The sequence below is a fragment of the Nostoc sp. UIC 10607 genome, from assembly GCF_047228265.1.
GTDB lineage: Bacteria > Cyanobacteriota > Cyanobacteriia > Cyanobacteriales > Nostocaceae > Nostoc > Nostoc foliaceum_A.
On the sequence record NZ_JBIQNW010000097.1, the window covers coordinates 1 to 15796 of the forward strand.

Genomic DNA, 15796 nt, shown 5'->3' on the forward strand with positions numbered 1-15796 from the left:
AATAAATAATGAACACTGAGACAAGAATTTAGCGATCGCACCTTTTTTAGCCGACCTCACAAAATCGCATTGCTCCCGTTGGTTGGCTGGTTGTGGTTAAAAAATATCACTAATGACTAATAATTACTATTGACAGTAACTTTCAAGCGTAAAAGTAGAATATAGACATGGCAGAGGATAATACAGCGAGATTTGCTTTAAAAACTGAGCTTTTATTACGTATAGAGAAATTGGGACTACAACAAAGCCTATTTCCAACCTCTGACGAACTTATTGATAAGCTTATACAACAGTTGGAGGGCATAAGCCCTATTCCGCAACCACTTCAGCCTAAGCATCTTCCTTCTCTATTAGGTAACTGGCAATTAGTGTATGCATCTGCTGGGACAATCGTCACACGGCAGATTGCATCAATTCCAGATTTTGGGGGTGCAATTAAAATTAAACGCGTGTGGCAAATATTGGCTAGTGACAGCAATACCAGAAAAATCTTAGCCTCTAATAGCGCCCAGCTTGAATTACCCATTTTAGGGGAGTGGCAGTTACAAGCTAATGGACATTGGAAATGGAGTACGGATGAGAAAACTGCCACAGTCTCCTTTAACTCATTTTCCGTGCAAGCAACAAAACCCTTTGGGCTATCTAATTGGAGTTTTCCTGAGTTGAAAATACCAGTATTAGAATTTTTACAGAAAGAAGCTTTATGGATAACCTCCTACTTAGATCAAGAAATTAGGGTAGGACGAGGTGCAACAGATAATTTATTTGTATTTCGTCGTGATGTAAAGCCCTCAACTTAGTCCTACCAAAGAAATTTCACTCAATGAAGTTAATTAAAAGCAAAATTGAAAATTGAAATGAAAAAATACAATATTTTTCTTGTTTTTTGCCAGCAATTAGCTTTCATATTTTATGTGTTATTATCTTCATCTGCGATGGCACAGATTCTTCCAGATAAAGCATTACCTGTCAATTCTCTAGTTACTCCACAGGGTGATACCAGCAATATTAATGGAGGAACGCAAGTAGGAAGGAATTTATTTCACAGCTTCGAGCAATTTTCTCTATCCACAGGTAGTACAGCCTACTTTAATAATGCCTCGAATGTTCAAAACATTATTAGTCGAGTAACTGGTTTATCTATCTCTAACATCGATGGTTTACTGAAAGCTAACGGCAACGCTAACCTGTTTCTAATTAATCCTAACGGGATTATTTTTGGTCCCAATGCTGCCCTAAATATCGGTGGCTCGTTCTTAGCTAGCACTGCTAACAGAATTAACTTTGCTGATGGCAGCCAATTTAGTGCAAAAACTCCACAAAATCAACCCTTATTAACAATGAGCGCACCTCTTGGCTTAGGATTTGATGGTAATCCAGGCGCAATTCAAGCTCAAGGTACAGGACACGATCTGACTCTCAATAACCCATTCTCACCATTTATTAAAACCATTAGCTCAAATGGCTTACGTGTCAAACCAGAGAAAACTTTAGCTTTAGTGGGTGGTAAGGTAGTTTTAGAGGGAGGAAAGCTTGAGGCAAGTGGAGGGCGGATTGAATTAGGTAGTGTTGATAAAGGAATAGCACGCATTAATACAGCTTCCAGTGGTTGGACTTTAAGCTATGAAGATGCAGTTAGCTTTAAAAATATTCAACTATCTCAACAGTCAATAGTAGATGTCAGTGGCTCCGGTGGTTTCATTCAAGCACAAGGTGCTGATGTGGAACTAGCAAGTGGCTCAATCTTTTTGATTCAAAACCAAGGAAATAAATTGTCCGGTGACATTATTGTAAATGCCTCGGAAGAATTGAGAATAATAGGAACTTCTCGAAATGGAGTAATTCCTACTAGTTTAGTTAATGAAACTGTAGTAGGAAATGGAGGAAAAATTGAAGTCTCAACTCAAAATTTAATTCTCCGGGATGGAGCAGCAATAATTGCTAGAACCTACGGTGCAGGTAGGGGAGGCGATATCATTGTGAATGCTTCCGAATTCACTCAAGTTGCTGATGGTTCCTCTTCCATTCTTCAACTACCCAGCAATATTATTACTGCAACCTTTAGCTCTGGAGATAGTGGCAATCTGACGCTGGCTACAAAAAAGCTGTCTGTACAAGATGGCGGAGAAATCCTAACTTCAACTTTTGGGAGCGGCAAAGGTGGTAACTTAACAGTGAATACTCTTGAATCTACTCAAGTAATTGGGTATTTATTGGGAGCTTCACAGCTTTCTAGTACTATTCTTACTAGAGCTTCTGGCTCTGGTAGTGCAGGCAAACTAGTCCTTTCAACAGAAAATTTAAGTGTCAAAGAAGGAGGTATTATTGGTTCTTTAGCTCTTGGTAGTGGCTCTGGAGGAGATGTAACTGTAAATTCTAATAACTCTGTAGAACTTTTTGGAGTAGTACCAGATATCTTTACTCCAAGTTCTTTATCTACTGCAACTTATAGCAGTGGTAATAGTGGAAAATTAACAGTTAATACAAAAAAATTAACAGTTAGGGATGGTGGGATAATTAATACTTCCACTCGCTCAACCGGAAAAGCTGACAGCCTTACTATTAATGCTTCTGATTCTATAGATGTAATAGGTAGAGTACCGGGTGCTGTCAATCCCAGTCTCATAAATTCATCTGTTATTGATTTCAATGACAGTTTTCAAGAGCTATACCTGCTGCCTTCAATGCTGAGAGGAGATTCAGGAAATGTCACGATTAATACTAATAAATTGAACATTGCCGATAGCGCATTAATTAGTGTCAAGAATAATGGTTCTGGCAATGCGGGAATAATTAATATTAATGCTAATACAATCCATATTTCAAATTACGGTGGGATCACGGCAAGCACTGCTGTCGGTCAGGGGGGTGATATCGATATCACCTCAAAATTCGTTCGATTAGATAATGGCATTATCTCTGCAACTGCTGGACAGCAAGGGACTAATGGTGATGGTGGAAACATCACTGTAGAGACAGATGTTTTATTTAGCTTAGGAAATAGCACTATCACAGCCAACGCTTTTGAAGGACGCGGCGGAAATATCTGGATAAATGTTCGTGATGCGTTCCTTTTCTCTCGGAATAGCCTAATTGAAGCCAGCTCTGAGTTTGGAATCAATGGCACAGTTCAAATTAATGGACTTGCCATTGATTCCAGGAGCATTAAAGCAGCGCCAGAAGTCGTTCGAGAAACTCCTGAAATGGCCTCCAACTGCCAGGGGCAATCAGGTGTAGCGGCAAGTGAATTAGTAATCAGTAGCAGAGGCGGTTTTCCATCTAGCTCTGACGAGATGCCAGATAACATTTATGAGCGGCAGAATAACTCTGTTTTAGTTGAGAAGAACAATTCGGAAGAACTTAAGGCAGCAACAGTTGAACAAACCCTAGAAATTGTAGAAGCTAACGCCTGGACAATAGACTCTAATGGAAGAATTGTCCTGATAGCAGACCCTAATACAGCCACTCCCGTTGCTTCGGCATTGTCTGCCTCAAAATGTAGTCAAGAATCTTATACATCAGAAGTATCACCAACCATAAAAATAGCACAGAGAAATGATTAAGTTACAATACTGGTTCAAGTACTCGCTGTTAGGAATTCTAAGTCTGTCAATAGTTACAAGCCAACCTTCTATTACCCCCGCTCAAACTTCAAACAAAAAAACACAACAATACAATCAAGCGCAAGTATTGACCCAAGAAGGTTATAAGCAATTAAATCTCGGTCAGGCAATCAAGGCTTTAGAAATTTGGGAAAAAGCTACGAGCATTTACCGCCAATTAGATAATCAAGAGGACATTAGTGGAAGCTTAATTGATGAAAGTATTGGCTTACAAGCTTTAGGTGCGAATCTTCGTGCATGTCATACGCTTGTTGAAGCCTTAAAGTTAGATAAAAATGCTGGGATTTGTACTACCGCTCCGGCACAATCCACTGAATCTATAAAACAACTACTTTATACAGCGATTACGAAGCAAAAACCAATACCAGTTTACTTATTGGGATGGCGTCATTTAGGAGAAGCCTTACGCCAAATAGGTAAACTAGATGAATCAAAAATAGTTTTAAAAGAAACGCTCTCACTTGCCAAGCAAACACCTTCGGCTGATATTAGCGGAATTTTGCTATCTTTAGGGAAAGTTGAGCAATCTATTTACAAGCAAGCACAAAATAGATATTTTCAGACAGAAGAACCCGTTTTTCAAAAAGAAATTGTTAATATAGTTCAGTATCAGGCACTTAACTCCCTTGATATTTATCAACAGGTGAGTGATATCCCAAACATTTCAATCGGAGTAAAACTACAAGCTCAATTACACCGCTTAAGCTTATTATTAGACTTTGATAATTGGTTAGCAGCGGAGTCCAATCCCAGTAATACAGAGTTAAACAATATTCGCACTAAAATTAATCATCAGATTCAGCCAGCAATAACTCTAATACTAAACAATTCTTCGGCATTTTCTCAGCTACCAGCTAGCAATTCTATTTATGCCAAACTCAATTTCGCTAAAAATTTAAATAAGATTGCAAGCAAACAATTACACTCAATAGCTATCGAGTATGCTGAAGAGGCATTGCAGACAGCTAAAGGACTGAATAACCCGCGATTAAAGTCAGATAGCTTCGGCACTCTAGGCAAGTTAAAACCAGAGCAATCACTTGCATATTTTCAGGCAGCTTTGAGCCAAGCTCAGTTAAGTCAATCATCGGATCTTGCTTATCAATGGCAGCAGCAGTTAGGGGATTTATACAAAAAACAAGGAAAATACGATACAGCCCTTCAGGCTTACAGTGCAGCAATTGATAATGTAACTAAAGTGCGTGATGATCTTTTGCCAAGCAATGCAGATTTACAATTATCCTTCCAAGAAAAAGTGGAGCCTGTATATCGGGAGTATATGCGATTGCTCTTGGCATCTCCTAACCCTAATTTAAAACGAGTAATTCAGGCAAACGAACGGCTGCAAATCGCTCAATTAGAAAATTTTCTTCAATGTGGCAAACTTGACATCATCCCTTTAAATGAAGTAAAAAACTTGTCCAATCCTCCAACAGTAGTTCACATTATTGATTTAGATAACAGCGTAGAAGTAATTGTCCAGTCCTCTGATGGCTCCTTTCACCACCATTCTGTTGACTCCAAGCTAGTTAAAATTAGCGTCGATAATCTATTAGAAATCTTACAATCTCCTCGACTAGCTTCTATTAATAAGAATTTGATTATTTCGCCTTCTCAATCACTTTATGACTTGTTAATTGCACCCGTCAAGACATACTTACCTCCATCAGGGACGCTAGTGCTTACTTTAGATACATCTTTCCAAAGCTTACCAATAGGTTTGCTTCATGACGGCAAAGATTATTTACTCAAGCGCTACAGCATTGCTCAAACTTTAGGTTCTAGGATTAGACCACCTAAATTTTTACCCAAGGAACAGTTAAGAGCCTTAATTGCTGGATTATCTAAATTTAGTCCCAGCTTTAACGCTCTAAATGCTCCCGAAGGCTTAAAAGCATTGCTAAGAGTGAAACAGGAGGTAGAAGATGTTAAAAAACAAACTACTTCTTCAACAGTCTTGTTGAATGAAAACTTTACTAGCCAGGCGCTTGAGCAACAGTTAAGCACAAATCATTTTTCCATCCTTCATCTAACTACTCATGCTCAATTTAGTTCTGACGCCCAGAAAACAATGTTTTTTACTTGGAACAAACCAATTACTGTACTAGAGTTTGATAACTTACTAAAATTAAACGCTCAAACCAATGAAAATGGAATTGAACTATTAGTTTTAAGTGCCTGTGAAACCGCTAAGGGTAATAAGAGGTCAGCATTGGGGATTGCTGGTGTGGCAGCACAAGCAGGTGCCAGAAGTACAGTGGCAACTTTATGGAAGGTAGATGCTGACTCCACTGCTTTACTTATGGAAGAGTTTTACAAAAACTTGAAGTTCGGGACTCCTAAAGCAGAGGCATTACATCAAGCACAATTAAATTTAATGTCAAATTCTAAGTACAGCCACCCTTATTTTTGGGCTTCGTTCTTGCTCGTTGGTGGATGGCTGTAAAATTTTGTGCAATCACAACCATAAGTTGCCGATAATTTTAACAATTATATATATATATTGGCAATTGGCAATGCCAGCATCTGGTTGCTATTGTTGCCAACTTTTACCTATTGTGCCATTCTACCAACTTTAGTCCTTCTTGGACTCTAGCTAATTCATCCGAATTCCTAGTGCGTTTCGCCAATTCATTTGCTACCTGATAATTGCGAAGCGCTTCATTTGGCAACCATGCTTCTAGGTATCGATCTGCAAGTACTCGGTAAAGAGTGGGGTTCTGACTTCCTGCTGCCACTCGTGCTTTCAGCGTCTCAATCGATTCATTCAAAAGGCTTTTGGACATAAATACAGCATCTAAATCTAAAAAAGCGGCTTCGTCTGGAGGCAAGTTTAATTCATTGATCTGCTTTACCTTGTATGCAATTTCTTTTTGGTCTTTTTCTGGCAAAACACTGATTACTAAAGGCTCCGAACTAATCAAAGAACCTCCCCGGTTGGCAATGACAGTAATTTTGTAGGTATTACCAAGTTGCAATTCTATTTGCTCTTTCGGGTATGCCAGTGTAGTCGTTTTCTGATCTACTGTTGCTTCCCAATAAAATTCGTAACCCTTTACAATTACTGTGTAATTAGTAGCGTTCGAGACAGCACTCCAAGATATTTGAGGTCGCGTACTTAACATTGAACTGCCATAAGGGCTTATTAGGGTTGGTGCTTCTTTTTCCTCACCCGCCCCTTTAGGGTTATAGCAATTACTCGGATTTAATCCCGTACATAGCTCTGCTATCTCTTGAGGCACTGTACACGTATCTGGCTCCTTGAACACGGTACTATGCTTCAGGTATACAAAATTTCCATTTAAGTAGCACAAAACCTTGACTGTAGCTCCCTTAACTGGATTAATCCGATCTCCTTGGCACAGTCGGCTTCCACTTGGCAAGTGGAGATCGCCTGAGCTAGAGACTCGACCTATAAACTTGCGACACCCACTTTTTACTACTGCTACTGATTGAGTCCGACTTCCTGCGCTGCTAATACTTGATAAAAGTAGTATTGATGGTAATATCAATACGAGTGCTGCAACTTGAAGCTTAAAAACTTTTTTCTTCCTACGGTTGAGTAAAGACTGCATTAAAAGCTTTTATCTATTTACTTGCCTGTTAATAGCATACATAAGTTTGATAGCGAAACAAATAAACTAAATCCGTACTTTCGCAAAAATGCACTCTATTGAGAGATTTTTGAGTTATTGGTAAGGCGGTCTAATAATTCCTGCCTCCACTTGAAAACATCTTGCTGAGTAGTCCTAGCAAGCATACAGATTTCCCATGAAAGCCTGGCATCCTCAATTTTACCCAGAGCTTCTTGCACCTGAGCCAGCAAGCAGACAGCATCTATTCTCTTGCTGTCTAAATCACTGGCTTTTTGTAAATATTTCTCTGCCTCGTTATACTGATTTTGCATGAACTTTGCCCAACCCAAATTTTTATATAAAGCAGCTTGTAGTTTTGGCTCTTCAGTCAAGCGCAATCCTTCAAGTGCTAATGCAGTAGCCTGAGTATAGTCTTCTTTGAGATTTTTGAGGCGCGATAAATCATTGAGCGCGGGCACTGCTTTCTTATTAATTTTAATCGCTATTTTATATTGTTCTTGAGCTAAATCCTCTTTTCCTTCTTGATCATAAAAACTTCCTAACCTATAATATCCCTCCCAATCATTAGGCTTTAATTTCAAAATATGCTGATAATTATCTAAGGCACAAGCGACTTCTCCAAGCTGCCAACAAACTACAGCTAAACTATTATAAGCATTTATATCTTTATTATTATATTTAAGGGCTAACTCATAATATCTTTTAGCTAGTTTAAAGTCGTTAAAATGACGAGCGGCTTGCTCTAAATAAAACTGGGAAACAGAAAGTTGAAGTTGGGAATTATATTCTATGGCTTGGTTAAAATAGTTTTGTGCAGTTTGCGAATCATTTGCTAATTCTGACTTTTTACCTTGTAGTACTAAATTATTAGCCATTATTGGTAAAAATACTTTGAAACCTCCGAAAAACCCTAAAGTAATTAATGTAACTAATACACTAAATAAAAATTTTTTAGACTTAATTAATTTATAAATTTTACTTTGATAAGGAAGTTTATTAAGCCGTTGCAAAATTACTTGAGTACTTTGCGGACGCTGACCTGGGGAGGAAGCCATCAAATCATCGAGTAAATCAGCAAAAGGTTTATCAATCTGCGGCGCATATTTTCTCCACATTAGCCTCCCTGTTTTTTCGTTTGTTGGTAGATCCATCAATGACATTCCAGTAACTAAATTCACAAAAGTTCGACCTAGAGCATAGAAATCTGATTGCGGTACTGCTTGGCCGTTCATTTGTTCAGGTGGACTAAAAAAAGCCGTGATCACAGATGTTACTCCGTACCCACTAGCTAATCCTGTACTGCTTCCCCCACTGGTACTAACTTTTGCTAAGTAAGTGCTGGTAATCTCTCGTGCTGCACCAAAATCAATCAACACCAATTTCCCATCAGGCTTATGAATGATGTTTTCTGGCTTAATGTCTCTATGAAAGAAGCCGGAACGATGTACGACATCAAGAGTATCAATTAATTGTGACAACCAATCAAATGCCACATTTTGAGGAATTCGCCCATAAGATTTTAACCATTGCCGTAAATTCTCTCCTTCAACCTTTTGCATTACTAAGCAATGTAATTCTAGAAGAGTGTCCTTAAGTTTAAAAGTGAAGTAATCATCCCTAGCCGACTCAGGAATCCCAGGATATTGAATTATTTGCAAAATTCTAGCTTCTCGCTGAACTAGCTCCACTAATTTAGGTTCGCTCCACTTTAATATTTTCATTACTCTTATTTGAGACTTTGGATAAGACTTTGTGTCAACATCTTCAACCTCAAAAACATTTGTGTTGGTATACAAGTTTTCTTCCAAAGATCGCAACGGGCGTAACAAACGAATGCGACCATTTATTAACAAAGAATTACCGCAAGCTAAACAGTTTTTGACATTATCAGGATTACAGCGCTGTGTACAAAGGTGATTTATACAGTAAACCACATTTACTCCTGGATGGAATTACTGAGTTGTAACACACTAGTTCTTCTCCGCACCAAATTAAATGGATCAACTAAAATGTATTTTCTGATAAGTGGTTGTAAACTATAACTAACTTCTTGCTTACCTGATTTTCTATAAGTTTCAACTAAAGAGCGTTGTTCTAAAATTTCTATTGCTCTGATAGCTTCCGCAATTGACACTTCTAAACCTATTTGTTTTTTCAACGCTTCAATAATATTAGAAAACTGTATTGGAGGTGAGCTTTCTGAAGTTGACTCGGCTAAATAAATCATTATTTCTCTTTGGACATCACTTATGAGTCCAGGCTGTCCAAATTGCTGATGTAGCATAGATTGAAGAAGTTGTCCAATAACAGTAGTCCTGTAATCAAAGAATGTTTTTACACTTCCTCCAAAAAGTCGATGAATTCTGTCAGCCGCTTCTTCTAACTCTGATGGGTTCCCACGATGCATTTTAATTAACTCTTTACATTCTTTTCCCCATAGTCCTTTTTCGTTTAGCATTCGCATAGCTGCACGCTCTTCTAAACCTTCAAGGCGTAAAAAGTCAATTGAAAGATTTTTTGTTGCATAAATCACTTCTTCCAAAGGTAATTGACTTGTTATAATTGTACAATTTTGATGATTTCCATCTGCAAGTTGAATAAATAGTTTTTCATACTCTAATCTCTTCTCAAAACTCGCTACTTGACCTAGCTTTTCAAATCCGTCTACTACTAGTAATAAACGATGCAATTTAAAATATTTTAATAATAGCAAAGTTTGATTTTCAAGAGATTCATTGTCTATTTCTACATTAAAAGCATTAATTAATTTAGTAAATAAATCATCAATTGACGAATGTATTTTTATCCAAACTATATCTTCATAGGCATTAGGGTTTTCTAAAAGAATTTCTTCTACTAATTTCGCTGCAAGTGAAGTTTTTCCAATTCCTCCAACTCCAGTTATAACTATGCAGCGCCGTTTCAAAAGATGAAGTTGATTTTTTAATTTACTAATCTCCCTTTCTCTACCATAAAAAGATTCTATTTTGGGTAATTCTCCATAAATTCTCGTCTTGCCCACTAAACAATCGTTGTCCAGCTTGGAGACTTCTAGCTTAAAATAATTCTTTTTTGCTAATTTAAGTAAAGCAGGTTTCAACGATATTTTTTTTACTGGGACTCCATCACCAATAACCTCTGAAAGCATTGCCCATAATTGCCGAGCCACTTCTCTATGCAAATAGTCTGCGCTGTATCCAGAGTTGCTTGCTATCTCCTTATAGTCTCTGCCATACCAAGACCCTTTAATTAAAACTCTTTCAGATTTCAGTAAATGTCTTCCGGTATGTTGAAGCACTCGCTCATCCAAAATATCCAGTATTTTATCTATGTCTAAGTTTTTATACGAGTCCATACTTAGTAAGCTTTTATATTATTTTTTTAATAACTCTACCCTTAGAGTTATTCAATGAAGTACAAGAAGCTACTCTCTTAGCTTACTCTACAAGAAAATCCTCTTAGACACTTACAAAAACTCAAGTGAACATCTAATGGAAACCAGATTCCGTCTAAGTTGTGCTGCATTTTGCCTAACATGACACATTACACCATAGATTTGTAATATTAAGTAATCATTCTAGATACAACGCTAAGATACACAATTATTCGATTTTAGCAACTCTCAAACCCTACTTTTTTAAGATTTTTTTACAAGTCAGATATTGCAAAAGATTTTGCTAAAACCTACACTTTCTCAATAATTGTTTACAATATCCCTCTTTCAAAAAGCTTTTACAGGTTATATGCTCTAAATATTACGTTCAATAAGTAGGACTACTGCATCTATAGATGTAGTGTCACGATTAGGCTTTAATCAAAATTGACTAATGTAATCAATGAATGCCTTTGGGTATTGCCAGACATCGCTTTACCCCAATTCAATGATTACACCTAATCTCGTGTGTAACTAACCTCGTAGTACTCCCTTAAAAAGATGAAACAATTCCTAGCCAAAAATCAAATTCTTGTTAGATCCCAAACAGACATAACTTCTGTACAATCAAGCTAATTGAAGGGAGACAGACATGGAGGTGAATATACAAAACTACCAAAACTTAACGCACAAAGCGCCACTAAGGAGTAGCGCTTTGTACGGGTCTTAAATTCCATATAACCTCAGAGCGGGAGTTGATCTCGAATGAACAAAACAAGTTGTCGTTAAAGTTTGCCTACTAGTCACGACTACTAAATTTGTCCGAGAGTATAATCCGCGCTGCCACATCCATTATAGGATCTGCCGCACGAAAAGTCTATTTTTTGCGGTGTGTTTTGGCTGTCGAAATTCTAAAGATTTACTAAAATTAAGTTTTATGAAGAAAAATTGCGAATTTTGTAGTTAAAAGCAGTAGTAGCGCGAATAACAGTTATCAGTTACCAGTTACCAGTTACCAGTTACCAGTTATCAGTTGGAATTTACAGTCCTTGATAACAGTCAACTCTTGACTATTAACTGATGTAACCCCCTCTGAGCTTGTCAACCAAGTTATCAGGGTAAAATATTGTGATAAATAGAGAACACCCCAAGAGCGCAGTAGTAGAGCGCATGGGGTTGAGTGCAGCTTTCGTATGGCAATTTTGTGCTGTGACGAAGGGAAATTTTCGGAATATCCAGGCTAGTAGTCTGGCAAGTCAACTTTGCATGGTGGTTAGCAGAGGGGCAGAGGGGCAGAGGGGCAGAGGGGAAAGAACTTGTATAAGCCTATCCTCTGCTCCCCTGCTCGCCTGCTCCCCTGCCGACCTCCACCCAGCAATTTTGGGTTGGCGAACTGCTAGAGCAAGGGTTTCGCAGCTTGAAAGAGTTCTCTCTAAGGAATTCCGAGGGGAGAACCGATGAACCATACCCCGAATATTACGGGGGAAAGGTTAAAGGTCAAAGGGAAAAGGGATGGGGAAGAGTTAACAAATTCTTCCTCCCCTTCCCCTTTGCCCCTTACGCTTAACCCAGGTGCAGCCTCTCCAACTGAATATCCCAACAACCTCACGGCAGCGGAATACCATGAGTTGTTAGCTGGTAGCGCCATTCATCCGGCGTTAATTAAGCGCAACTTTTTCCATGTAGAGGGAGAATCAGTTTATGATTTCCTGTTCATATCTGATAAAATCCCACGTAAGAATGCGGGTCGAGTCACGGATGGATACATCAAAATGTATCAGCATCTATTACTGGGTGGGACATGGATTCAGTCACTTGACCCATTCAAGAACTGGCAACCGATGGAGTGGGGGCGGATTAAGCCGAACTTCCCCCGTATTGATTGGCAAAAAGGGAAACCCGTTAAATACGAGTCACCCCCCAAAACTCCCAACCGTGTTACCTACTTTGATGTCGCTAACCCCATCTGGGACAAAGTTGCAAAGCGTTATTTAATTAAGCGCTATCATTCCCTTTTAGCATTGCGCTTACTGGATCAACTCAATCCACTAATATTTTGGGAGTGGATAAAGCAGCACCCAGAGATTCCGATTATCTTATGCGAAGGGGAGAAGAAAGCCGCTTGCTTGCTTAGTTTAGGGTTTGTAGCGATCGCACTGCCGGGAATTTGGAATGGTCGCGTGGGCAAACAGGATTTTGATGAACGGTTGCATCCTGACTTAGTACCAATGGCTCAGGCGGGACGCAAGTTCATTATTTTATTCGACTACGAAACTTCTTCTAAAACCAGGTGGTCGGTGTTTCAAGCCACTGTTCGCACTGCAAAAGCAATCGAATCGGCAGGTTGCTTTTGTGAAGTTGCATTACTGCCGGGGCCAGAGAAAGGCGTTGATGATTTTGTAGTTGGTCGCGGGGAAGATGCTAACGCTTTACTGACCGCAATCATCGATGATGCCAAATCACTTGCCGATTACCAGCGCTCGTATCGGGCTAAAAAATGGGGACTTAGCAAATACAAACCAGATGTCACTATTAATATCAAGTATCTCTCTGAGGCTTTGTGCATTCCCGAACTTGAAGAAAAATGCTTGAGAGTGCCTGAGCTTTATGAGCTTGAAAAGGAACAACTTTTCACGCCATCTATAAAAGGACATTGGAGAAAGAAGGAGTCTACGGATTCTGGCGGAGTTGATTCAGACAAATCGAAGAAATCCCCTACCTTCAATTTCCCAAAATCAGGACTAGTCGTACTCTGGAGCGACATGGGTACTGGCAAAACTGAACTTATGCGCTGGTGGCGTGACCAAAACCCCGACGCGCGGTTCCTCAACAATGGACATCGGGTTAACTTGTTGAAAAATCTTGCCGAACGCTTGCGGACGGCGATGTATTCAGACTTGGGTTACACAGGTTTAGCCCAGGCCCAAGCCCTTAGTATTACTATTGACAGCTTGCACAAACTCAATACTCAGTCTCTCACTTACGGCTGCATATTTATAGATGAAGCCTGCCAATACCTCACCCACTTACTGCACAGTAATACTTGCAAACAGCACCGTGCCGCCATTTTGGAGGTACTGGAATATATAGTATACAATGCGCCACTGGTCGTCATCGCTGATGCACACATGGATGATTTAACGGTAAACTTCTTTCTTGCAATGCGACCCAAAGGTGAAGTACCTTACATCATTAAAAACGAATGGCGAAACGGTTCACGCACAATTTATTGGTACGAGGGGGATAATTCTAGCGCTCTAGTCGCCCAAATCTCGGCAGCGCTAATGCTTGGTGAGAAAGTCATGGTTGCAAGTGACAGTAAGCGTTTTATCAAAAAACTCGACAAATCCTTTACTATCAAATACGAAGAATCTAGCTCCGAAAAATCACATACACAAAAAAAATGGCGTATCTGGTCTGTTCACTCTGACAATTCTGGATCTGATGAAAATGTTGCTTTCATCAAAGATATCACCAACGCCGTCAAAAACTTTGATGCCTTGTTCACCTCTCCCAGTCTCGGTACTGGTGTCGATATTTCCGAGTATCATTTTGATTTAGTGTTTGGCGTGTTTCACGGCGTTTCCCAAACTGCTACTGAGTGCGCTCAACAACTGTACCGCTATCGTCCAAAAGTCCCTTTTCATATTTGGGTGGCCCCACGTCCTCCGTTTGGTTACAAGGATACCAATGCTACCAAGATTAAAGAGCGCTTGCTCCAAACCAATGAAATGACTGCTTTTCTGTTGCGGATTGACCGTCAAACAGGCAAGCGGGGCGCAGAGAAAGATTGGGCGCTTGAGGCTTACTGCCAAATTATGGCTAACCGTCACTATTCTCTAAATAATCTGCGTGATGATTTGCGCTCGCTCCTCACCGAAATGGGCAATACATTTATATGTATGGGAAGTGATTCAGATCCTCAATCTCTTGAAAGTCTAAAAGCAGCAGCACAAGCTTTGGATAGTGCCCACAATTCGGCTGTTGCCAAGGCTAACAATATTACTTTGAGCGAGTACCGTGCCCGTCAGAGCAAAGATTACCTTGACCCTAATGAAATTTTTGAATGTGAAAAGTTCCGCATTTCTGACTCTTACGGCATCGAAGTAACCGAATCACTCGTAGAAATGGATAAAGGTGGCCGCTTAATTAGAGCGATCGCTGGACTTGAGGCCATTTTAGCCCCACCCGAAGAATCGTTTACTGACCCCAAAACTGGGCAAACTTATCCTACACCACCAACAATTGTCACCCAAAAAGACCGCACCGAGCGGGACAATCTACCTTTGTGCATCGACTGGGGCAATTACTCGGCACGGTGGCTTGCTAGATTTAACCTGGGGCTGCATCAAATTCTCTTAAGTTTAATGAAGGGTGATGAAGTTACCGCCGACGATTCCACCTTACTCAAGATGACGGCGATTGCTAAAAACTGTGCTGCTCACGTCAAAGCAATTCTTGGTTTTACTATTCCCAGTGACTGTAAACCTATTTGGTTGCTGGCGACTTTAGTCGAGCAGCTGGGGCTAAAGTTGACTTTCCGCAAGCAAGGTAAACGGGGGCAACAGGTGAAACTTTTTTCTTTATCTAAAGAGGAATTAGAATTTGCAATGCATGTAATTGCTCATCGCGTGGAAAAGCGTAATCAAAAAGAAAATCGAACCTCTTATGCTGCTCAAACCCCTGCTGCGTATAATGTAAACCCCAATCAGCAGGCCGTATCCACACCCCCCCTTAATGCTATAGGGAACTCCCATTGCCAAGGGGAGGATACTACCGAATTTGAGTCGCCTCCGACCGATCGCGTTACGCTACTCCACTGCGTAGAAATACTTCGCTCTGGCATTTCTCGTGGAGTGGACGCAATTAAAGGCATTCTCAAGCGATGGCAGAGTGATTTGCGCTGGGAGACGGTGCTGGAACTTGAAGCGATCGCAGCAAATGAACTGCGACTTGTGGAATCTCAAGTTCCTGAATTTTATGAATGGCTCTTGGAAGAAGTGTTGCCTATGTGTAGCGACCTGCAATGCTAATCGCTTAAACCTGCAATCATGACATTTACAAACCAGGATTATTTGCAACTATAATTGCGCTTGAGCCAGGATTAATTGCAACTGAGTTAGGATTATGGTTCTTGGCAACTTTTGATACTGCTGGCGAAATATTACTTAACCTAACGACTGAGCCATAAGCTTTGCAAATTG

7 protein-coding genes are annotated in these 15796 nt (G+C 39.8%); 4 read left to right on the forward strand and 3 right to left on the reverse strand.

The window, feature by feature from the left end; translation table 11 throughout:
• The first annotated feature begins 167 nt into the window (after positions 1 to 167).
• From ACEYW6_RS33475 to ACEYW6_RS33485, 3 genes are read left to right on the forward strand one after another with little or no spacing between them, the layout of a single operon-like run.
• The gene (locus ACEYW6_RS33475; protein ID WP_190901292.1) at positions 168 to 800 is read left to right on the forward strand and encodes a PAP/fibrillin family protein; all 633 of its coding nucleotides are present in this window, start codon (positions 168 to 170) and stop codon (positions 798 to 800) included.
• Between the two features lie 57 nt (positions 801 to 857).
• Positions 858 to 3563, forward strand: a complete 2706-nt coding sequence (locus tag ACEYW6_RS33480; protein WP_412983189.1) for a filamentous hemagglutinin N-terminal domain-containing protein — start codon at positions 858 to 860, stop codon at positions 3561 to 3563.
• Positions 3556 to 6069: a CHAT domain-containing protein gene (locus ACEYW6_RS33485; protein WP_190901296.1), complete on the forward strand. Its 2514-nt coding sequence runs from the start codon at positions 3556 to 3558 to the stop codon at positions 6067 to 6069. The genes ACEYW6_RS33480 and ACEYW6_RS33485 overlap by 8 nt, the downstream gene beginning before the upstream one ends.
• A gap of 103 nt (positions 6070 to 6172) precedes the next feature.
• Here ACEYW6_RS33485 and ACEYW6_RS33490 read toward each other — a convergent pair whose 3' ends face one another.
• The 3 genes from ACEYW6_RS33490 to ACEYW6_RS33500 all read right to left on the reverse strand — a co-directional run bounded on the left by ACEYW6_RS33490 (position 6173) and on the right by ACEYW6_RS33500 (position 10574).
• Positions 6173 to 7198: a hypothetical protein gene (locus ACEYW6_RS33490; protein ID WP_412983190.1), complete on the reverse strand. Its 1026-nt coding sequence runs from the start codon at positions 7196 to 7198 to the stop codon at positions 6173 to 6175.
• Positions 7199 to 7293: 95 nt separating this feature from the next.
• Positions 7294 to 9153, reverse strand: a complete 1860-nt coding sequence (locus ACEYW6_RS33495; RefSeq protein WP_412983191.1) for a protein kinase domain-containing protein — start codon at positions 9151 to 9153, stop codon at positions 7294 to 7296.
• A gap of 2 nt (positions 9154 to 9155) precedes the next feature.
• Positions 9156 to 10574 (reverse strand): AAA family ATPase, encoded by a 1419-nt coding sequence (locus tag ACEYW6_RS33500; RefSeq protein WP_190901302.1) that lies wholly within the window; start codon positions 10572 to 10574, stop codon positions 9156 to 9158.
• 1475 nt (positions 10575 to 12049) lie between these two features.
• Between ACEYW6_RS33500 and ACEYW6_RS33505 the strand changes: the two genes are divergently transcribed.
• Positions 12050 to 15625: a plasmid replication protein, CyRepA1 family gene (locus ACEYW6_RS33505; RefSeq protein ID WP_412983192.1), complete on the forward strand. Its 3576-nt coding sequence runs from the start codon at positions 12050 to 12052 to the stop codon at positions 15623 to 15625.
• Positions 15626 to 15796: the final 171 nt, after the last annotated feature.